Origin of the sequence: Collinsella sp. AM15-2 (assembly GCF_003471985.1) — a bacterium.
Classification (GTDB): Bacteria; Actinomycetota; Coriobacteriia; order Coriobacteriales; family Coriobacteriaceae; genus Collinsella.
Window position 1 is genome coordinate 96,427 of sequence record NZ_QRKO01000003.1, and the last position, 21,263, is coordinate 117,689.

A 21,263-nucleotide genomic window follows, 5' to 3' on the forward strand; every position below is an offset into this window, starting at 1 on the left:
GTTCCTCGCTTAAACAGGCTTCTTGTTGAGAATCACGCCGTTGGTGGTGTAGCCCATGCGGTCAAGTGCCTCGAGTGCAGCGGCTCCCTCGGCTTCCTTCTTTGAGGAGCCGGAGCCGCGACCCTGGCGAATACCATCGATCAACACCACGGCGGTAAAGGTGGGCGCATGCGCAGGGCCCTCGGAGCCGACCAGCTTGTACGCGGGAGGCTCGTGGCCGTCGGCCTGCACGCACTCCTGCAAATACGACTTGGGGTTCGCAGGGTGCTCGGCACGCTCGGATGCCAAATGTGGCTTAAGCGTACGGTGGATAAACTCCGCCGCGGCATCCCAGCCGGCGTCCAGATACAGCGCGCCCACGAGCGACTCGTAGACGTTCTCGAGCGCCGAGTGCAGGCCGCGCGCGCCGGTACCGGTCTCGGAGGCACCAAAGATGATGATGTCATCGATACCCAGCTCGTGCGACACCTCGGACAGCGTGGCGCCCGAGACAAGGGACACCTTCAGGCGCGTGAGCTTGCCCTCGTCAAACTCCGGATAGGACACAAACAGGGAGCGTGCAACAACGGCGCCCAAAATGGAATCACCCAAGAACTCAAGGCGCTCGTAGCTTGCCGAGACTGGCTGGCCTTCGACGGCCGAAGGATGCGTAAGGGCCGCGCGCAGCAGCACCTTGTCATTGAACTCGTGGCCCAGAATCTCCTGGGCGCGCGTAAGTCGTTCGGATAAAGCCAAGACCTAAGCCTCCCTGGCGTTTTCGATCGCGTCGACGGCGTCGGCGACAGAGTTGAGCGAGAGCAGGGTCTCGTCATCGATCTCGAGATTGAACTCGTCCTCGATAGCCGTAACCAGTTGCAGGCGCTCGAGCGAGTTGGCATCGAGGTCGTCAAAGGTGGTCTCATCGCTAATTTCGGCAACATCGACGCCCAGAACGTCAGCAGCGACCTCGGCGATCTTGTCGAAGATTTCGGAGCGGTCCATAGCGCTTCCTCTCATAGTGCATGAATACCAAAAGAATGGTACCGCCCGGGCGGTACCAAGACACGGTTCTGATTCTACCCCACGAAGCAGGCCGCGAGGCACATAACAGCGCTCTAACTCGCTCTTACAAAACGATGCCGTCCATGGAGTTGGCGACGTTCTCGACCAGCCCCGCGCGCACGGCTTCGGCCGCCGCAAGCGTACCGTTTTTAACAGCCTCGACCGAGGTGGCGCCATGGCCGATTAGGACCACGCCACGCAGGCCCAAAAGAATCGCGCCGCCCTTGGCATCACCAGAGAGCTTGGCCTTAATCTCGCGCATCTGCTTTTTGATGAGCAGCGCGGCGATCTTGGTGCCGAGCGAGGCCATAAAGGCGCCCTTGAGCTCCTGCAGCAAAAACTTGGCAGCGCCCTCGGTAGCCTTGAGAGCGATATTGCCCGACATGCCGTCGGCAACAACGACATCGAAATTGCCCGAGGTGAGGTCGGTGCCTTCGCAGTTGCCCACAAAGCCCGGAACTGCGGCCTTCATAGCAGGGAAGCAGGCCTTGGTAAAGTTAGAACCCTTCTCGTCCTCGGTGCCGTTACCAAGCAGGCCCACGCGAGGATGTTCGATGCCCAGGACGACGCGGGCATAGGCGCTACCCATCTGGGCAAAACGCACCATGTCATCGACCTCGACATCGGGGTTGGCGCCCATATCGCACAGCACCGTCAGACCGCCGGCGCGATTGGGCAACGCATTGGTCAGACAGGGGCGCACCGGCTGCTTCTTGCCTTCGGCCTGATACCTAAACGGCGTCACGTATGCGGTAGCAGCGGCGGTCATGGCGCCGGTGGAGCCGGCGGAGAAGAACGCGTCCGCGTTGCCCTTTTTGATGGCGCGGCAGGCAAGCACGATCGAGGACTTGCGCTTGGTCATCACGGCGCGAATGGGATCGTCATCCATGGCGATAACGTCGGGTGCCTCAAGAGCCTCAACACGTGCATGGGAAGCAGCAAAGGGATTGACGATTTCAGCGGGGCCAGCTGCCAAGACCTCGATATCGGGATCGGCGGCAAGCGCAGCCTCGATACCATCGAGAACAACCTGAGGTTTCTCGTCTCCGCCCACAACGTCTACACAAACGCGAACGTTACTCATATACATGCTCCTTATACAAAAATGGCCGACTCATTGAGCCGGCCATTGTGGTTCCATTTGGAACGGCATCGCATCCAGAGTATACCGTTACTCGGTAACGATAACCTCGCGGTCCTTGTAGAAACCGCAGCTGGGGCACACGTGGTGCGGAAGCTTGACAGCGCCGCAACGGGGGCACGTGGACTGAGCCGCAGCCGAAATCTTCATGTTGGCGGAACGACGGGTGTGAGTGCGGATACGACCCTGCTTTTGTTTAGGTACGGGCATAGTGACCTTCCTTATGAACTATCCAGTGTGGCGATTACGCGCAAGTAGCGATACTACCACAGTTTTACTCATCGAGCTTGAGATTCTTCAATGCTGCAAATGGATTTTCCGTGGCAGCGGCCCATTCTGCCTCTGCCTGGGCGGCGCAATCGCATTGCTCGATGTTGAGATTGCAACCGCAAGTGGGGCACAGACCGCGGCAATCGGGCTTGCACAGAACGACAAACGGCGTGTCCATAACGACCGCGTCGTTGATGGGCTCACCCAGATCGACGATGCGGTCCTCACCCAGGAGCTCGTAGCCGTCCTCGTAGGCCTCGGGATCCTCGGGCTCCTCAAAGAGGTAGAACTCCTCGATCTCGCCGGCGATATCAAACGAGGCAGGCTCCAGGCAACGGTCGCACTCGCCGATGGCGTGCGCGCGAACCATGCCCGTGAGCAAGACACCGGTACCGGCATTGGTAAAGACAACGTCGTAGTCGATGCCGTCCTGTAGCTGGTACTCCTTCTCGCCCACCGTGTAGGTGGCAACATCGACCTTGCCGGTCAGCGGATACGAATCACCAGGAAACTCGAGCTGCTCGGAAAGATCGACGGTAACGCTCGGGAACTCAGCCATTACCACTGACCATTCTGTTGGGCGGCACCCTCGTTGAGCTGCTGACGGCAACGGGTAACGGTGCCGGTCAGGCTCTTGAGGTTCTCCTCCAGGTGCGTAAAGACCTGCTCTGCGTAGTCCTCGGCAGCATAACGCGTCTCGCGCTCGTACTGCTGGGCACGATCGCGGATGTCGTCGGCCTGCTGCTGTGCCAAGCGGACGATCTCCTGCTCACCGGCAATGGTGAGGGCCTGCTGCTGAGCGTCGGCGATGATGGAATCGGCCTGGGCGGCGGCGGAAGCCATAAGCTCCTCGCGCTCCTTAAGGATACGGCGGGACTTCTGCCACTCCTCGGGATAGCTCATGCGGATCTCGTCGAGGATGTTGAAGAACACGTCGGCGTCGATGACCTTGAACTGAGCGTTCTTGCCGAAAGGCGGCTTGGCTTCCTCGATCAGCCCTTCGAGCTCATCGACCAAGCTGACGATCCTATCGCCAGGATAATTCTCGCCCGGCATCCGGTCTCCTTTCATAGGTAACATATCATCGTGCTAGTTTACCACATGCCACCAGGCAATAAAAAACGTCACGAAAAGCGGTGTCTGAGCGCTTCGACCACGTTGGGCGGGACAAACGTCGATACATCGCTGCCGAGCGAGGCGATCTGGCGAACGACCGAACTCGAGATATAGCCGTACTGCGGCGCACTCATGACAAAGATGGACTCCAGCTCGTTATCCAAGCGATAGTTGAGGTCTGCCTGCTGCAGCTCGTACTCAAAGTCGGTCATGGCGCGCAGGCCCTTGACCACGGCCCCCGCCCCCTGCTCGCGAGCGAAGTCGACCAAGAGGCCGGTAAAGGGCAGGACCTCGACGCCGTCGATATCACCGAGCGCCTCACGAGCCAGCGCTACGCGCTCATCCAGCATAAACGTGGTGCCCACACCGTTTTTACCCTGCGACTCGGCGACAGCGACGATCACGCTGGGAAAGATGCGGCGGGCGCGGCGGATGACGTCGATATGGCCAAACGTGATGGGATCGAAGGTGCCCGGGACGATCACGCGGTTGATGGTGTCATTCATGGGCGTTCTCCTGAACCGTCATGGCATCGTTGTTGTGAGCATCGGTGCCGGTGCAATCTTCCTCACCATCGTCATCGCCGACCCAACGAAGCAGGTCGACCGAGGTAATGCCGTAGCGCTTCTCGCGCACGATCTCAAAGCCTGCCGGATGCGCGCCCGCATCGGCGGCGGCATGCTCAAACAGGGCATAAGCGCCAGGTGCAAGCAGACCCTGCTGAGCCAGGTTCTGCAGCAGTATCTCGACCGGCTCGGCACCAAAAGCATAGGGCGGGTCGAGCAGGACCAGATCAAAGGGGCCGCCCGGCACACGACCGCGCGAGGCACTCGCCAGCATGTCGCCCGCTATCACGCGCCAACGCGCACGGTCACGGCAGAGCGACTCGATATTCTTGGTAATGAGCCGCGCGGCATTCCGATCGATCTCGAACGTCGTGAGCGAGCGGGCACCACGTGAGAGCATCTCTAACCCTAAGGCGCCGGAGCCGCCAAAGGCGTCCAGCACGCGGACCTCGTCCAGATCGAAGTCGAATGCCGACATGACCATAGATGCGCATGCCTCGCGCACGCGATCGGTCGTGGGGCGGGTGACATCGCGACCACGGGGCTCCTCGATCTTACGACCGCGCCATTCGCCGCCGATGATTCTCATCCTCCGCTGACCTCCTTAAAAATGTGTCGATATCGCATGGCGACCGCATCGCGCAGGGGGCGCGTCGCCACGGAGTCAAGGTTGCAAGCATACCGCAAGAGCTCAACCGCGTCCAAATGGGCCCATTCGATAAGGTCCTCATCGGCGTCCAGGTCCACAAAGCGCAAGGTCACACCGCCATGCTGACGGTACCCCAGGATTTCGCCCTCGTGGCGCAGACGCAGGTCCATCTGGGCGAGCGTAAAGCCGTCCGAGGTCTTCTCGAGCGACTGGAGACGGTCTTGCGCCGCCGACGCGCCGCCGTTGCCCTTGGAGTGCGTCATGACCAGGCACGTGCCCGACACGCCGCCGCGGCCCACACGACCGCGCAGCTGGTGCAGGGCAGCCAAACCAAAGCGCTCGCCGTTCTCGATGACCATGACGGTGGCGTTAGGCACGTCGACGCCCACCTCGACCACCGTAGTCGAGACGAGCACATCGATCTCGCCACGCTTGAAGGCGTCGATCACGCGATCCTTCTCCCCCGCTGGCATGCGGCCGTGAAGGCGCTCGATGGCAAGCCCCGGCAACGCCAGACGCAGGCGATCGAGCTCGGTCACCGTATCGTGCAGCGGCACGGGAACCGTCACGCGACCCTCGTCGTCGCGGGCGATGCCGGGCACGTCTTCCAGCTCATCGGCCGAGTCACTCGGCTCCACGAGCGGACAAATCACGTAGGCCTGCTGACCCTTTTCATGCGCCTCGCGGATGGCGCCATAGGCGAGGTCGCGGCTCGACTCGGTGAGAACACGCGTCGTCACACCAGCACCTGGAACAGGCCGATGGCGGATGATACTCGTGTCCAGATCGCCGTAGACCGAAAGCGCCAGCGTACGCGGAATGGGCGTTGCCGTCATAACGAGCAGATCGGCACCGGGGCCCTTCGCGCGCAGGGCGTTGCGTTGGCCGACGCCAAACCGGTGCTGCTCATCGATGACCACGAGCGACAGTTGCTTGAACTCAACGTCATCCGAAAGGACCGCGTGGGTTCCAAAGAGGACGTCGAGCTCGCCCGATTCCAGCTGGGCATGGATCTGCTCGCGCTCAGAGGCCGGCGTGGCACCCGTCAGAAGCGCCCAGGACATGCCGGCCTGCGAGAGCAGAGGGCCAGTCTTATCGGCATATTGGCGCGCCAGCACACCAGTGGGCGCCATAACGCAGGCCTGCGTGCCGCTATCGGCAGCCACAGCCAGCGCACAGGCGGCAACGGCGGTCTTACCGGTACCGACATCGCCCAGCAGCAGGCGGTTCATCACGCGCCCGCCATCGCACATATCGCGCAGGATATCCTGGAACGCGGCCTCCTGCTCGTCGCTCAGCGAAAACGGCAGGGCCTGCTTGAGCGCGGCCAGGTGATCGCCCGCGGTGTGGGCATAGGGCACCACATCGACCAGGCCGCCGTCGTTGCGCAGGCGCAGCGCCAGCTGCAGGTAGAGGCACTCCTCGTAGGCAAGCCGTGCGCGCGCGATATCGCGCTCAGCCATGCTCGATGGAAAGTGGATCGAGCGCAGCGCGCGGGCATTGCTCATCAGGCGGCGCTTGACGCGCAAGCGTGCGGGAATCGGGTCGAAGGGATTGCCGACGACCTCGAGCGCGCCGCTAACGATGCGGCGCATCCACGCCTGGCTCACGCCATCACTGACGTAATGGACCGGCAGGATCGTGCCCGCGGCACGCCCTTCCTCAAGCTTTTCAAAGTGCGGCGAGGCCATCTGCTTAAAGCCGTAGGCAAACTCGACCTTGCCCATCACGGCCAGGCGGTCGCCCTGCTTAAGCTGCTGGGCAATCCAGGGCTGGCGGAAAAAGGCGACCTGCAGCACGCCCGTCTCGTCAACGAGTGAGACCTCGGTCACCTGCATACGCGGACGCGGCTGCTTTTGAACGATACGGTCGACCGTGGCGATGATAGTGCACACGGTACCGATGGGCGCCATCTCGATAGACCAAGAACGGGTAAAGTCCAGGTATCGATGAGGGATATGGAGAAGGAGGTCCCCCACCGTCCGAATTCCCAGACGGCGAAGGGCCTCCTCACGTTTACCCGAAACATATTTGAGTCGCGCGATATCCTCGTCGAGCGCATTGCTCTGGGCAAAGCGCTCCGAGACGCGCGGCACGGAGCACAGCTCGGACATAGGCAGAGCCTACTCGATCGAGAAGATCACGGGATAGAGCGGCTGCTCGCCACGATGGGCGTCGATCTCCAGATCGGGCTGAGCCTCCTCGATGGCGTCGACGATCTCCTGGAAGGCCTCGTCGGATAGCTCCTCGCCGGCCAGAATCGTCAGCGCGTCGCCTTCCTCTTCCTCCTGCATGCGGTTGATGCAGTCGAGCGTGACCTGCTTCACGTCGGAACCGACCACGTCGATGGAGCCGGCGATGATGCCCATGACGTCACCGGAGTGAATCGGAGAGCCGTCCGAGGCGCTGGAGTCGCGCACGGCGCGGGTGACCTCGCCATCGCGGACCTCGCTGATGGCGTCAACCATGGCGGCAACGGCGTCCTCGAGCTCAGAATCGGGCAGGACGGCGAACAGCGCGGAGAACGCCTGCGGGACGGTCTTGGTGGGAACGACGGCGACCTTCTTGTCGGTGCAGGCAGAGGCTGCGGCCTCGGCAGCCATGCGGATGTTGCCGTTATTGGGCAGGATGATGACCGAGGTCGCGTTGACCTGGTCGACGGCGCCCAACAGGTCGGCGGTCGAGGGGTTCATGGTCTGGCCACCCGAGACGATCACGTCAACGCCGAGGGACTTGAGGATGTCGGCCTCACCGGAACCGGCGGCAACGGCGACAAAGCCCAGGGCCTTCGCGGGCTCGGCGGCCTTCTCCTGATCCTCGTGGATCTTAGCGGTACGGTCGTGGGCCTCCATCTCCATGTTGTGGATAAAGACCTCATAGATCTGACCAAGCTGCAGCATGTGCTCGAGCACCAGGTTGGGGGTGTTGGAGTGCACGTGGATCTTGTAGTCGGGATAGGCACCCACGAGCAACTCGCAGTCGCCCAAGGAGCCCAGGAACTTAAGGCACTCGTCCTCGTCAAACGGGGCATCGGCCTTAAAGAGGAACTCGTTGCAGTAGCGGAACTCCGAGCCCTCCCAGTCATCGTTGGCCTCGATCTCAACGCGACCGAGGGCCGCATCGCGGGCAGAGCCGGCAGAATCAAACGTGGCGGAGAAATCCTCGACAACGGTGCTACGGCCGAGCGCAGCGGCAACAAAGTTCTCCAGGAAGATGGCAAAGCCAAAGGCGCCGGAGTCGACCACGCCGTTCTCCTTCAGAACCGGCAGCAGGTCGGGCGTGCGGGCGACAGACTGGTAGGCCTCGACAACGATGGCATCGAGCGCGTCCTCGGCCGAGAACTTCTTCTTTTCGCACTCGTCGGCCTTGGTCGAGACATCGCGCAGTACCGTGAGGATCGTGCCCTCGATGGGCTTGCGGACGGCCTGGAAGGCGACCTTGACGGCACGACGGAACGCATAAGCGATGTTGGCGGAGGTGATGGGCTCATCGGCAGAGACGAGGCCCTCGGCCACGCCGCGCAGAATCTGCGACGTGATGACGCCGGAGTTACCGCGGGCGCCCATGAGGGAGCCGTGAGTGATGGCGCCGGCGATGGCCTCCATGTCGGCATCGGCGGGAAGGGCGGAGAGCTCCTTGGTCACCGAGGCGAGCGTGAGCGACATGTTGGTGCCGGTATCGCCGTCGGGTACGGGGAAGACGTTGAGCTTGTTGATCTCCTCGGCCTTGTCGGAAACGGCAGCCGCAGCGATCGGAAAACAGGTGCGAATGGTCTTTGCAATCATGGGTATTTGAATCTCCGTTTTCGGACGCTAGTTCAGACGGCTCTTGAGCGCGTCGATATGGATGCCGATCTTAAGGCTGGCGGGATCGATCTGGGCGATCTCCTGCAAAGTGAAGGCAACGGAGCTCGAAAGATTGTGGCAGACGGACTTCATGTTGACGCCGTTCTCGAGCACGACGTGAAGATCGACCGTAAGGCCGTCCTCGTCGGCGGAGACAAGCACGCCCTTGCGGAGGCGCTGACCGGCAAGCAGGCGCACGCTCTCGGCGCCCTGGAGCTGCTCGGCCATACCGACGACGCCATAGCACGTCATCGCGGCATAACCGGCAATATCGGCAATAACGTCGTTCGAGACGCTCAGGCTGCCGTTAATGGTCTCAGACACAAGAATCTCCTTTTCTTGGTGCTCGCGGCACCATGTCGTGGGAGCAATCATTGCAATATTCTACAACGACCGCGCCATGTTGAGGTGGCGGGCCTCGGGATTACATCCTCGACACGAAATGTTGATATGGTAACGTTCGCGCCAGGCGATCGCGGTATGAAAAAACCCGCCGCATAAGCGACGGGTTTTACAACCTGGCTCCCCGGGTAGGACTCGAACCTACAACAGCGCGGTTAACAGCCGCGTGCTCTACCATTGAGCTACCGAGGAATTTAAAAGCCCAGCGGAATGGGCTGAAAAATTCTGGCTCCCCGGGTAGGACTCGAACCTACAACAGCGCGGTTAACAGCCGCGTGCTCTACCATTGAGCTACCGAGGAATAGGTGCGTGCTCTCAAGCAACGAAGTTTATTATACGGACGATCGGGCGAAGGGCAAGAACTTTTTTGAGAAATTTTCCGCCTAGTCGTTGGGGACGTTCTTAAACGACTAGTCATTCAAGAACGTCCCAAACGACTACATAAAAGCGCCCCCAAGCGGATGTGCTTGAGGGCGCTTCTTGCTTGACTAGCTTTCGATATAGTCCTTCAGCTTGCTCGAGCGGCTCGGGTGGCGAAGCTTGGCCAGGGTCTTGGACTCGATCTGGCGGATGCGCTCGCGCGTGACGCCAAACTCGCGGCCGACTTCCTCGAGCGTGCGGGGATGTCCGTCGACAAGGCCAAAGCGCAGCTCGATAACCTTGCGCTCACGATCGGCAAGCGAGTCGAGCACCTGGGTGAGCTGCTCCTGCAGCATGGAGAAGCTGGCCGCATCGGGCGGAACGATGGCCTGGGAGTCCTCGATGAAGTCGCCCAGCTGAGAATCCTCTTCCTCGCCGATGGGGGTCTCGAGCGAAACGGGCTCCTGCGAGATCTTCTGGATCTCGCGGACGCGGTCGGCGCTCATGTCCATCTCGGCACCGATCTCCTCGGGGGTCGGGTCACGGCCCAGGTCCTGAAGGAGCTGACGCTGCACGCGGACGAGCTTGTTGATGGTCTCGACCATGTGCACGGGAATACGGATGGTACGGGCCTGGTCGGCGATAGCGCGCGTGATGGCCTGACGGATCCACCACGTGGCGTACGTGGAGAACTTAAAGCCCTTCTGGTAGTCGAACTTCTCGACGGCGCGGATCAGACCGAGGTTGCCCTCCTGGATCAGGTCCAGGAACAGCATGCCGCGGCCAACATAGCGCTTGGCGATGGAGACGACCAGACGCAGGTTTGCGCTGATGAGTGCCTGCTTGGCTTCGAGGCCCACGTTCTCAATGCGCGTAAGACGACGCATCTCGGCACGCGTGAGCTCGAGCTCGCCTGCTTCGGCAGCCTCGAGCTTCTCGGTGGCCTCGAGACCGGCCTCGATCTTCATGGCCAGATCGACCTCTTCGGAAGCGGTCAACAGGTCGACCTTGCCGATCTCCTTAAGGTACATACGAACCGGATCGCCGGTCAGCATCACCGTGGAGGCATCGATGCCACGCACGCGGGAGCGTGAACGGGACGTGCGCACGGTGCGCTTCTTCTTGCTCTTGGAAGAACCCATCTCGGCGTCGGCCTGACGGGCCATCTTGAGCTCGTGATCGTCGAGCGAGCCGGAATCGTGCTCGTCATCGTCATCGAAATCGTCGGTATCGGTATCGTTATCGTCATCGTCGACATCCATGGGGGCGTCGTCGTTACCGCTCGCGGAGATAATCTGGATGCCGCTGTTGCGCAGCGCGGAATACACCGCGGTGAGCTGCTCGTCAGAAACATCGATATCCTTCAGGGCGACCTGAATCTCGTCCTCGGTTACCGAAGTCCTGTTTGAGCCGTTGCCCATGAGCTTTGCAACGTAGGATTCCAGCCCAGTACCCGTGCTCTCAGTCTTTTTTGGCACAGATTCTCCCTTCATAGTCCACAGGACTCAATACTTTAGCACACACATTGACGTCTATACCCAAAAAGAGGACTGGATATAGGCGAGAATACGCTGGTTGACCACAACATCTAGGCTTGTTCTGTGCCTGCGGCCTCCAGGCCGATCAAACGGAACGGGTCCGCCACGCCGCCGATCGACTTTTGCAGCTCGCGTTGACGCTGCGAATCCTGCGCGGCCTGCACGGTCAGCGCGCGACGGGCCTCATCGTCGAGCGAACGATCCTGGCGCAGCTTGGCCTGTGCGGCACGCATGCGGCGCTTGATGGTGTAGAGCTCGAGCGTATCGAGCATAAACACGATGTTCGTCTCGGTGGGGTGCTTGCTCGTTGCCGAGATGCGCCCGGCACTCACAAGCGTTGCCGCCTCGGGACACACCGAGCGCGCCGCATCCATGCAGGCCGCAGGATCGGTGCCCGGGGGCGTCGCCAGTACGGCCCATGCGATGGACTCGTGACGTGGGTCGACCCACTCGATGGAGCAGATGCGATCGGCATACGTGCGGAACAGGTCGGGGTAGCTCGTGAGCATGGTCAGCAGCTCGCGCTCCCCTGCCAGGGATTTCCGCTCCAGATTGGTCAAAACAATCGGCATCGACGGAGCTGCCGCCGCGCTTGAACTATCGGCAACGGTCGCAGCGCTTTCCATCCCCGCTGGCACATCGATTGGCGGCAGGTCCTCGTCGACCTGCACCGGAGCGGCCCCATAGGCATCAAGCGGAACGTAGTCGTACGGGCCCTCCTCGACCGGTGCGGACACCGGCGGCGTCGCGCCCGATGCCCAAGCACCGCGACCGGCATCGTGAGAACCCGACGCCCGACCGCCCGCGCTACCGGACCGCTCAGCCTGTGCCCGCTGGCGCTCATAGTTCTGCTCACGACGTCGTTCCGCATCCTCGCGCTTGGCGACATCGCGAAACACACGGCCCGAGCTCGCACGCACTGTCTCCAGATCCAAACCCAGCAGATCGGCAATCTGGATAAAGTACGTGTCGATCATATAGCTGTCGCGCAGCGGATAGATGAGCGTCAGCGCATCCTCCAGCGCCTTGGCACGACCGCCCGGCGTGGTGATGTCGCTCGACTCCTGCAGCGAACGGTACACAAAGTCCATAAGCGGCTCGGCAGCGTCGATGCGCGCCTGCAGTGCCTCGCCACCATGCGCCGTGATGAACTCCATGGGATCGTTGCCGTCGGGCAGCACCACGCAGCGCAGGCCCATCGAATCCTGCTCGATAAACTGAATCGCGCGGCGCGCGGCCTTTTGACCAGCGGCGTCGCCATCGAACATATACACGATGCGCTTGGCAAAGCGGGTGAGCGTCTTGACGTGATGCTCCGTGAGCGCGGTGCCCAGCGTGGCGACAACGTTTTTAATCCCCGCTTCCCAACAGGCGATGCAGTCGGTATAGCCCTCCACCACAATGGCGGTATCCTGCGCGACGATAAACTCCTTGGCCCAATTAAAGCCGTAGAGGTTTCGCTTTTTGTGAAACACGCTCGTCTCGGCGGTGTTGAGGTACTTAGGCTGGCCGTCACCCATGATGCGACCGCCAAAGGCAATGTTGTGACCCTGCTCGTCAAAGATGGGAAACATTACGCGGTCGTAGAAGCGGTCGGCAAGCTGCCCGCGCCCGCGGCTCACGGCAACGTTGGCATCGATCATCTCCTGCGGGGTAAAACCCGCCTGGGACAGGTGCGACACCAGCGCGTTGCGGCCAGGCGCAAAGCCCAGGCAGTAGCGGCGGCAGACGTCGCCACCCATGCCGCGGCTGGCAAAGTACTCGCGCGGACGGCCGTCCTTACCGCGCATAAGCATGGTGTGATAGAACTGGGCGGTCTCGGCGCACAGATCGTAGATGCGGGCACGCTTGGTACCGCGCTCGCGGCGGTCTCCGGTGTCGTGCAGCTCAATACCCGCGCGATCGGCCAAATAACGGATTGACTCGGGAAAGCTCAGGTTCTCGCGCTTCATGATATAGGTGAAGACGTCGCCACCCTCGCCGCAGCCAAAGCAATGCCACACCTGCGTGGCGGGAATAATGTGGAAGGACGGAGTCTTTTCGCCATGAAAAGGGCAGCAACCCCAAAACTCATGACCGCGGGGCTTGAGCTCAACCGTTTCCTGCACGATGGCGACTAAGTCGGACGCAGCGCGTACCTGGTCTTTTTCCTCATCGCTAATCACGGACACTCACCCCCTGCTCGCCCAAGTTGTGACGAATATCTTCGATATTACCCTCGACGGTCGCGATCAACTCATCCAGCGAATCGAACACGCGCGACGGACGCAGCCAGCGCGTAAACGCCAGCGAAACGGAAGCGCCGTACAGGTCGCCCGTATAACCAATTAAGTTAGCCTCGAGATGCGATGAAGCGGCATCGTCGGCATACGTCGGCGGCAGTCCGACGTTAACGGCAGCAGGCCATACGGTGTCATCAACGAGCACCAGGCCCTCATACACGCCATCGGCAGGCACCTGAATGCCGTCGGGAACCTGTAGGTTTGCCGTGGGAAAACCCATGCCAGAGCCCTCGTGACGGCCGCGAATAACACCGCCGCGCACCATATACGGGCGTCCGAGTAACCCAGCAGCAAGCCCCACATGGCCCTGTCCCAGCTCGTGACGAATGCGGGTGGCGCAAATGGCCTCACCGCCCTCGCAAAGCAAGTCGTGCCCGTATACGTCAACGCCGCGCTCGGCACCCCAGGCGCGCATCTCGGCAACACCAGAAGCACCGCCGCGACCCAGCCTAAAGTCGCTGCCAACGCGAATCGAGCGAATGTCGACCACGCGTGACAACAGTGCGAGAAAACCGACATGGTCGAGCGCCGCGACCTCAGGCGTAAAGGGAACGGCCACCACTGCATCGACCCCGGTTTGAGCCAGGGCATGCAGACGGTCGGCCGTCGTCATCAATTTTTGAGCGGGCGAAGGGCTCACCACGACGTCCGGGTCGGGATCGAAAGTGACCACGACCGCCTTGCAACCATGGGCACGGGCATCACAGACAAGTGCTTCGATGAGTTCCTGGTGTCCACGGTGCACACCATCGAAAACGCCGATGGCGATGGAGGCAGCACCCAAGTGATCGCACTCATCAAATGCATCGGCAGCAACGATGCGAGCCTCGTCCGACTCGCCCGCGAAAAAGATACGCGCGAGCTCGCGAGCGGACAATATCATCGAACACCGCCGATTGCCTGCGGAAACACGTGCTCCATGACAAAGCGGCCACTCTCAATGCGGGCGAGCGCCTTGAGTCCCCCATCGAGCACCAACGCAAAAGGCGCCTTCGCGGTATCGAAATCGGCAAGCGCACGCTCAACGGGAATGCGTCGGCCGCAGAGCAGGTCGTCGGCAAGATTGCCCGGCAAGCCAACACGCGTGGCGCCCAGGGCCGCAATGGGATCCAGGGCAAAGCCAGCCGCGGACTCGGGAGAAAGCTCCTCGACCGCATGACAAGAGCCAATGGAAACAACACCGGAGGCCGTGCGACGCAGCGCGGAAATGTGCGCCGCGCTCTCGCAGGCGCGGCCCAAGTCGCGAGCGAGCGCACGGATATAGGTACCCTTGCTCACTGAGAACGCCACGGTCCACACACACGTATCACCTTCGCCTCCCACGGCGATCAGGTCGGCGGCATAGACCTCGACGGGGCGCGGAGGTAGGTCCACCGCATTGCCCTCGCGAGCAGACTTGTAGGCGCGAACGCCATTGACCGAGATGGCCGAAAACGCCGGCGGCACCTGCATCTGCGGACCCAGCATGGCCGCCAAGCGCTCACGGGCATAGGCAGGATCGCGCAGCTCGTTGGCAATAGCCACCGTGCGGACCGCCTCGCCCTCCGCATCATCGGTATTGGTCTCGGCGCCAAACGAGATGTCGGCGACATAGCTTTTGGTATCGAGCGTGAGCATGCCCAGCAAACGAGTAGCCTGGCCAACACCCACCACCATGACACCCGATGCCATGGGGTCGAGCGTGCCGGCATGGCCGACGCGACGCTCATGAAGGGCGCGCCGACATTGCGAGACCACATCGTGGGACGTGCAGCCAACCGGCTTATCGACGGCGAGCAGCATATTCAGTTGAGAAGGCGTACGACGAGCCATGTACCATCCAAAAAGTTAAAGCTCGACGGTCACCGAAGCGGGATCCTCCCCCACCAGCTCGGCCAGCATGGGAAGTGCCACGGTAAGCGTCTCGAGAATCGTTCCGTTGTTGGAGAAACCGGCGGCAGCGGGATGTCCGCCTCCGCCAAAAGCAGCAGCGATCTCGGACACGTTGAGGTCGCCCTTGGAACGCAGGTTGCCGCGCACCTTGGTATCGCCCTCAATGCCCTTCAGGAACAGGCAGACCTCGACGCCCATCACCGAGCGCACCACGTCAACCAGGCCGTCGCACTCATCCGAGGTGACACCGCAAGCCTCAAGGTCACTCTGGTACGCGTAGCTATACGCGACGCGCCCGTGGGCCACTGTCTTGATGCGGCCCATAACGATGGACTTAAGATGCAAGAACTCGACGCGCATGCTCTGGTAGACCTCGAGCGCAACGCGCGCCGGATCGGCACCGTGAGCGACCAGGCGCGAGGCGGCATGGAACGCGGCGGCATCGGCGTTTTGATACTGAAAACGACCGGTATCGGTCACCAGGCCGCACAGCAAGCAGGTCGCGACACCATCGCGAGCCACAATGCCACAATTGTCCAAAAAGCGGTCGATGATCATGGCGCAGGCCGCGGCGCCAACGCACCTCAGGCTCAGCTCGGCAAATTCCTCACGCGCCGGATGATGATCGAAGCACACCACATGGGACGAGCGGCGGAGCACCTCGGCGGAGTTATTCAGACGCTCGACGACCGGCACGTCCACTGAGATGAACAGGTCCGGATTGCCGGTATACGCAGATGCCGGCACCAGACGGTCGGCGCCCTCCATAAAGCGGTAGATGCGCGGAACCGGGTCATCGTCTGCCAGCAGCAGGGCAATGTCCTTGTTGGGGAAAAACTTCATAAGCGATAAGCCCAGACCCAGCACGGAGCCCAGGGCGTCGCCATCGGGAGACGTATGTCCCGAAATCGCAATGGAGGACGCACCCTCGATGAGCTCGAGGATGCGTCGCTGAATATCTGCAGACTCGCACGATGCGAGGTCGGCGGAATTACTCATCTAAAGCTGCCTCCTGGGCGGCATCCGCTATGGGGTAGCCGTCCTCGTCCTTTTCGATCGCAAGCGTGGCTGGAACGTTTTCCAGCGCACGAGTGATGCGCTCGGCCTCATCGGTCGAGCGGTCGATGCGAAAATCGAGCTCGGGCGTGACACGCCAATCGAGCGAGCGAGCCAACAGGCTGCGAATACGGCCCTTGGCGCTTGCGAGCGCCTCCATGACCTCATCGTAGCGGCTCGCATCGCACGATACGTACACGCGCGCGAACGAACGGTCCACCGCGACCTCGACCGCGGTCAAAGTAACCAGGTCGAGACGCGGATCGGAAACCTCAAAGAGCAGGATATAACCGAGCTTCTCGCGAAGCTGCTCGCCCAGACGGCGGGTTGCCTGCGTTTGCTTCATAGCGCTACCCCCTACTCGGTACGGGCAACCTGGTCGATACGGTAACCCTCGATCTGGTCACCGGGCTTGATGTCCTGGAAGTTCTCCAGGCCAATGCCGCCCTCGGAACCGCTCTTGAGGCTCTTGGCCTCGTCCTTGTAGTGGCGCATCGAGGCGATCTTGCCGTTGAAGACCACGATGCCGTCGCGCACCAGGCGCACGGAATCGGTCGCGGCGATCTCGCCCTCCTCGACGCGGACACCGGCGGCGATACCGACTTTGGGCACCTTGAAGGTGTCCAGGACGGTCGCGGTACCCGTGGCGACCTCGACCTCGGTGGGCTTGAGCATGCCGATACGGGCGGCGTCGAGCTCCTCGAGGCACTTGTAGATGACGTCGTAACAACGGATCTCGACGCCCTCGCGCTCGGCGGCGGAGCGGGCCTTACCGTCGGGACGGACGCCAAAGCCGATGATGATGGCGTTGGAGGCGTCGGCCAGGACGACGTCGGTCTCGTTGATGGCGCCAACGGCGGAGTGGATCGTGTTGATGCGAACCTCGGACTGATCCATCTTGTCGAGCGAGTCCTGAAGGGCCTCGATGGAGCCCTGGACGTCGGCCTTGATGATCAGGTTGAGCTCCTTGACCTCGGCATCGGCAATGGTCTCGAAGAGGTTCTCGAGCGTGACGTGCTTGACGCGGCTCTGCTCCTCGATACGGGCCTTGAGCGAACGCTCGTCGGCCAGGGCGCGAGCCTCGCGCTCGTCCTCGAACACGCGGAACTCGTCACCGGCGTTGGGCACGGACTGCAGACCCAGGATCTCGACGGCGTCGGAGGGACCGGCCTCGGTGACGGCGCGACCCTTGGGGTCGAGCATGGCGCGGACGCGGCCGTAGGTAAGGCCGGCGACCAGCGTATCGCCCACGTGCAGGGTACCGCGGGTCACGAGCACGGTAGCGACCGAGCCGCGGCCCTTGTCAAGCTTGGCCTCGAGGACGTTGCCGGAGGCAAAGGTGTCCGGGTTGGCCTTGAGCTCGAGCACGTCGGCCTGGAGCAGCACGGTCTCCAGAAGGTCGTCGATACCGATCTTCTGCTTGGCCGAGATGTTGACGAACATGTTCTGTCCGCCCCACTCCTCGGGGATGACACCGTACTCGGTGAGCTCCTGACGCACGCGGTCGGGGTTGGCGCCCGGCTTATCGATCTTGTTGACGGCGACGACGATGGGTACGCCGGCGGCCTTGGCGTGGTTGATCGACTCGACGGTCTGGGGCATGACGCCGTCGTCGGCAGCCACGATCAGAATGACGATGTCGGTCACCTTGGCGCCACGGGCACGCATGGCCGTAAAAGTGGCGTGACCCGGGGTATCGATGAAGGTGATCTTGCGGTCGTTGATCATGACCTGCGAAGCGCCGATGGCCTGCGTAATGCCGCCCGCCTCGCCGGCAGCAACGCCGGTGTGACGGATGGCGTCGAGGAGGCTCGTCTTACCGTGGTCGACGTGGCCCATGACGGTGACGACCGGGGCGCGCGGCTTAAGGTCGGCGGGATCGTCGTAGAACGAGAAGGTGTTCTCCTCCTCGGGGGTGATGATCTTGATCTGACGGCCCAGGTCGTCAGCGACGAGCTCGACAAGGTCGTCGGACATGGACTGCGTCATGGTGAGCGGCGTACCAAGCAGGAACAGGCGCTTGATGATGTCGTTAGCCGGAACGTCGAGCGCCTCGGCGAGCTCCTGGACGGTAACGCCCTGGGAGACCTTGATGGCGTCGAGGTCCTCGGGGTTCACGCCCTGGGCCAGCGCCTCCTCTATCTTGCGCTCCTCCTGAGCCTTGGCAGCCTCGCGCTCGCGCTTCTCCTTGCGCTTCTTGCGGCGACCGGTGGACTCGCGAGAGGCCTCCTCGACGGCAGCACGAGCCTCCTCGAGCACCTTCTCGCGGCTGTACTCCTCGGCCTCGCGAGCCATGCGGCTGTAGTGGTCCTCTTCGTTGTTGTGACCGCCCTTGCGCTTCTTGCCCTTGCCCTGCTTGTCGGGGTTGGGGAAGTCCATGCCGGCAGCGACGTTGTTGCTGGCGTTGGTGCGATGGCTGTGCGGACGGCTCTCGGAGGCGTTGCGCTCGGAGTTGTTGTCGGAGGCGTTGCGATCGTTACGACGGCCACCGCGGCGGTCGTTGTTGCCGCCACGACGGTTACCGCGCTCGGCGGCGCGCTCGGCCTTGGCCTTGTCCTCGGCGTCCTTCTTCTCCTTGAGCACGGTCTCCTGTGCGGCGATCTGGTCAAGCAGCGAACGGAAGCGCGAACCGGAGTCGGAAGCGGGAACGGCGCGGCGCTGGGCCTCGCGGGCAGCCTCCTCCTTCTCGCGGGCAAGGCGCTCCTGCTCGGCCTTCTTCTTGGCCTCGGCCTCAGCGCGGGCAGCCTCCTCGGCGGCCTGGGCTGCGGCAAACTGGCGGCGCTCCTCCTCGCGGGCCTTCTCGGCGGCGATGCGCTCGCGCTCGGCCTCGGCGGCGCGAGCGGCCTCCTCGGCGGCAGCTGCCTGCTCCTCGGCCTGCTTGGCGGCCTCGACTTCCTGAGCGCGGGCCTCGATCACCGAGGCGAGCTGCTTGCGGACCATGGCGACATAGGCGTCCTCCAGAGTGGAGGAAGCGGACTTAGCGGGAATCTTCATATCGGCAAGATGACCCATCAGTTCCTTGGAGGTCATGCCGAACTCTTTGGCCAGGGTGGACACACGGACTTTTGCCATATGACTTCACCTACCCTTTCTGGCACCTTGGGTGCCTAGAGACTGAACGAGCGTGGGAGATGCGCCGGGACCCGCCCGGCGCGACCGCGCGCTAGATCAGGTCCTCCGCATCATCGAAGGCGTCGGTGTCGTGGACACCGCAGAAACGGGAGCCGGGACGAGCCTGGTTGCGGCACTGGATGCCGTCCTCGGACACGTACTCGCAGCGGCGGACGTCCTCGTCCTCCTCGTCACCGATCAGGTCGGCGGCGGGCTCCTCGTGAACGGGAACGTTCTTGAGGATGTCGGCGGCAAGCGTCTCGGACTTGATGTCGATGTGCCAGCCGGTCAGGCGCGCGGCGAGGCGGGCGTTCTGGCCCTCCTTGCCGATGGCGAGGGACAGCTGGTCGTCGGGCACGATGACGCCGGCGTAGGCCTTCTCCTCGTCGATGAGGACGCGGGTGACCTTAGCAGGCGACAGGGCGTTGGCGACGTAGACGGCAGGATCGGCATCCCACAGGATGACGTCGACGCGCTCGCCACGGAGCTCGCCCACGACAGCGCGAACACGGCTGCCCTTGGGGCCGACGCAGGCGCCCACGGGATCCAGACGGTCGTCGAGCGAGTGGACGGCGACCTTGGAGCGCTGACCGGGCTCGCGGGCGATCGACTTGATCTGGACGGTGCCCTCATAGATCTCGGGCACCTCCTGCTCAAACAGACGACGCATGAGCTCGGGGTGGGTACGCGAGATGACAATCGGCGGACGGCTGTGCTCGCCACGAACCGGCTGCAGGTTGGAGTTGGGGTCGCGAACGTCGATGATCACGGCCTTGATGTGCTGGTTGTGCAGGTAGCGCTCGCCCATCGGACGCTCGTTGCGCTCGTTCTCGTAACGGCGCTGGTCGAAGTGCGGAAGCTCGGCCTCGACGCCCTCGCGGATCTTGACGATCGTGAAGTCGGGCGTGGACTGCAGCACGGTACCGCTGATGAGATCACCGATGCGGCCGGAGAACTCCTCGTAGATCTGCTCTCGGGCGGAGTTGCGCACGATGGCGTTGATCTCGGCCTTGGCGTGCTGGGCAGCGATGCGGCTCGTGTTCTTGGGGGTGACGTCGATCTCCTCGAACTCGGTGAAGTTGCCCTCCTCGTCCATGGAATCGTCGATCGGCTCCAGGCGGTAGACGTAGATCTTGCCGGTGGTGCGGTCGATGGTCACCTTGGCGCCCCACTCAAGATGCAGGATCTCGGCATAGCTCTTAGCGAGCGACTGCTCCAGGCGGTCGATCAGGTAGAGCTGGTCGATGTGCTTCTCCTGGCAAAGCTCCATCAGGGCGGACATCATGTCGGATGCTGCCATCTTACTTTCCTTCCTTCGCGGGCTTGAAGTCGTAGGTAGGCTTCAACTTGCACTTTTTAACATCAGAGAAATCGAGGGTGACGGTCTCGCCGTCCTCGAGCTCGAGGGTAACGTCGGTCTCGGTCCCAGCGACAATCTTGCCGGTGTACTTGCGACGGCCCTCGGTGGCGGTGGAGGTGAGCTCGCAGTTCTCGCCCACAAAGCGGGCAAAGTCGCACGGACGGCGCAGCGGGCGCGCCATACCCGGGCTCGACACCTCGAGCGTATAGCTCGAAGAGATAGGATCGAGCTCCTCAATCACATCGCCGACCCACTTGGTGTTGGCCGTGACGTCGTTGAGCGACAGGCTCTGACCCTCGGCACCCTCGATACGCACGCGCACGCAGGGGGCCTTAGTGGCACCCACGAGCTCGACGTCGACGATGTCGACATCGTGCTGGGGAGCGACGGCCTCGAGTGCGTCGATGATCGCCTGCTCGGTCTTGGTCTTGACCATTGCGGCACCTCCATCCATACAAAAAAGAAGCGGGGCCGAAACCCCACTTCTTTCAATTACAACTTCATTTGCAAGCAAACTATACCAGTAGCTGCGAAAACGTGCAAGCACAGTACGAATCTGCAGGTCAGCGTGCGCACAGCTTCTCCACAAGAATAGGACAATTGACCTCAAGCACTTGGTCGGGCACACGCAAAACGAGGGGCGACCCAGCCGGA

20 protein-coding genes and 2 tRNA genes are annotated in these 21,263 nt (G+C 62.3%); all 22 read right to left on the reverse strand.

All coding sequences use genetic code 11. The features are described 5' to 3' along the window. Positions 1 to 9: 9 nt before the first annotated feature. The 22 genes from rnc to rimP all read right to left on the reverse strand — a co-directional run bounded on the left by rnc (position 10) and on the right by rimP (position 21,045). A complete protein-coding gene (gene rnc, locus DW171_RS02660; protein WP_089571704.1) occupies positions 10 to 735 on the reverse strand; it encodes a ribonuclease III in 726 nt (241 codons plus the stop codon). 3 nt (positions 736 to 738) lie between these two features. Next, positions 739 to 981 (reverse strand): acyl carrier protein, encoded by a 243-nt coding sequence (locus tag DW171_RS02665; RefSeq protein WP_055309519.1) that lies wholly within the window; start codon positions 979 to 981, stop codon positions 739 to 741. 124 nt (positions 982 to 1,105) lie between these two features. Further along, positions 1,106 to 2,125 carry a phosphate acyltransferase PlsX gene (plsX, locus tag DW171_RS02670; RefSeq protein WP_118270338.1) on the reverse strand — a complete coding sequence of 340 codons (1,020 nt, stop codon included), beginning with the start codon at positions 2,123 to 2,125 and terminating at the stop codon, positions 1,106 to 1,108. An 87-nt stretch (positions 2,126 to 2,212) separates the two neighbouring features. Then, positions 2,213 to 2,392, reverse strand: a complete 180-nt coding sequence (gene rpmF / locus DW171_RS02675; RefSeq protein WP_022094017.1) for a 50S ribosomal protein L32 — start codon at positions 2,390 to 2,392, stop codon at positions 2,213 to 2,215. Between the two features lie 64 nt (positions 2,393 to 2,456). Then, positions 2,457 to 3,011: a DUF177 domain-containing protein gene (locus tag DW171_RS02680; RefSeq protein WP_118270339.1), complete on the reverse strand. Its 555-nt coding sequence runs from the start codon at positions 3,009 to 3,011 to the stop codon at positions 2,457 to 2,459. Continuing rightward, positions 3,011 to 3,508, reverse strand: coding sequence for an ATPase (locus tag DW171_RS02685; RefSeq protein WP_118270340.1), 498 nt, complete (start codon positions 3,506 to 3,508; stop codon positions 3,011 to 3,013). Before DW171_RS02685 ends, DW171_RS02680 begins: the two co-directional genes overlap by 1 nt. A 68-nt stretch (positions 3,509 to 3,576) precedes the next feature. After that, the gene (coaD, locus tag DW171_RS02690) at positions 3,577 to 4,074 is read right to left on the reverse strand and encodes a pantetheine-phosphate adenylyltransferase (RefSeq protein ID WP_117564151.1); all 498 of its coding nucleotides are present in this window, start codon (positions 4,072 to 4,074) and stop codon (positions 3,577 to 3,579) included. Beyond that, complete coding sequence (rsmD, locus tag DW171_RS02695) at positions 4,067 to 4,723, reverse strand: 16S rRNA (guanine(966)-N(2))-methyltransferase RsmD (protein WP_118270341.1); 657 nt, start codon at positions 4,721 to 4,723, stop codon at positions 4,067 to 4,069. The genes coaD and rsmD overlap by 8 nt, the downstream gene beginning before the upstream one ends. Further along, a complete protein-coding gene (gene recG / locus DW171_RS02700; protein WP_118270342.1) occupies positions 4,720 to 6,897 on the reverse strand; it encodes an ATP-dependent DNA helicase RecG in 2,178 nt (725 codons plus the stop codon). Before recG ends, rsmD begins: the two co-directional genes overlap by 4 nt. A 9-nt stretch (positions 6,898 to 6,906) precedes the next feature. Next, on the reverse strand, positions 6,907 to 8,568 hold the full coding sequence (locus DW171_RS02705) for a DAK2 domain-containing protein (RefSeq protein ID WP_118270343.1): 1,662 nt from the start codon (positions 8,566 to 8,568) through the stop codon (positions 6,907 to 6,909). A gap of 27 nt (positions 8,569 to 8,595) precedes the next feature. Beyond that, positions 8,596 to 8,952, reverse strand: a complete 357-nt coding sequence (locus DW171_RS02710; protein ID WP_233539077.1) for an Asp23/Gls24 family envelope stress response protein — start codon at positions 8,950 to 8,952, stop codon at positions 8,596 to 8,598. A gap of 195 nt (positions 8,953 to 9,147) precedes the next feature. After that, a tRNA-Asn gene (locus DW171_RS02715) sits at positions 9,148 to 9,222 on the reverse strand. 34 nt (positions 9,223 to 9,256) lie between these two features. Beyond that, positions 9,257 to 9,331 (reverse strand) — tRNA-Asn (locus tag DW171_RS02720). Between the two features lie 187 nt (positions 9,332 to 9,518). Then, positions 9,519 to 10,868 carry an RNA polymerase sigma factor RpoD gene (gene rpoD / locus DW171_RS02725; RefSeq protein WP_117798136.1) on the reverse strand — a complete coding sequence of 450 codons (1,350 nt, stop codon included), beginning with the start codon at positions 10,866 to 10,868 and terminating at the stop codon, positions 9,519 to 9,521. A gap of 110 nt (positions 10,869 to 10,978) precedes the next feature. Further along, positions 10,979 to 13,093: a DNA primase gene (dnaG, locus tag DW171_RS02730; RefSeq protein WP_118270363.1), complete on the reverse strand. Its 2,115-nt coding sequence runs from the start codon at positions 13,091 to 13,093 to the stop codon at positions 10,979 to 10,981. After that, on the reverse strand, positions 13,086 to 14,093 hold the full coding sequence (gene ribF, locus DW171_RS02735; protein ID WP_118270344.1) for a riboflavin biosynthesis protein RibF: 1,008 nt from the start codon (positions 14,091 to 14,093) through the stop codon (positions 13,086 to 13,088). The genes dnaG and ribF overlap by 8 nt, the downstream gene beginning before the upstream one ends. Then, complete coding sequence (gene truB, locus DW171_RS02740) at positions 14,090 to 15,022, reverse strand: tRNA pseudouridine(55) synthase TruB (RefSeq protein WP_118270345.1); 933 nt, start codon at positions 15,020 to 15,022, stop codon at positions 14,090 to 14,092. Before truB ends, ribF begins: the two co-directional genes overlap by 4 nt. 15 nt (positions 15,023 to 15,037) lie before the next feature. After that, entirely contained in the window at positions 15,038 to 16,081 is a 1,044-nt protein-coding gene (locus DW171_RS02745; RefSeq protein WP_118270346.1) for a bifunctional oligoribonuclease/PAP phosphatase NrnA, read from the reverse strand. Beyond that, positions 16,074 to 16,484: a 30S ribosome-binding factor RbfA gene (rbfA, locus tag DW171_RS02750; protein WP_117647311.1), complete on the reverse strand. Its 411-nt coding sequence runs from the start codon at positions 16,482 to 16,484 to the stop codon at positions 16,074 to 16,076. Before rbfA ends, DW171_RS02745 begins: the two co-directional genes overlap by 8 nt. Positions 16,485 to 16,495: 11 nt before the next feature. Then, complete coding sequence (gene infB / locus DW171_RS02755; RefSeq protein ID WP_006234040.1) at positions 16,496 to 19,210, reverse strand: translation initiation factor IF-2; 2,715 nt, start codon at positions 19,208 to 19,210, stop codon at positions 16,496 to 16,498. 91 nt (positions 19,211 to 19,301) lie between these two features. After that, entirely contained in the window at positions 19,302 to 20,549 is a 1,248-nt protein-coding gene (gene nusA / locus DW171_RS02760) for a transcription termination factor NusA (protein WP_006234042.1), read from the reverse strand. 1 nt (position 20,550) lies between these two features. Continuing rightward, positions 20,551 to 21,045 carry a ribosome maturation factor RimP gene (gene rimP / locus DW171_RS02765; RefSeq protein WP_118270347.1) on the reverse strand — a complete coding sequence of 165 codons (495 nt, stop codon included), beginning with the start codon at positions 21,043 to 21,045 and terminating at the stop codon, positions 20,551 to 20,553. Between the last annotated feature and the right edge of the window lie 218 nt (positions 21,046 to 21,263).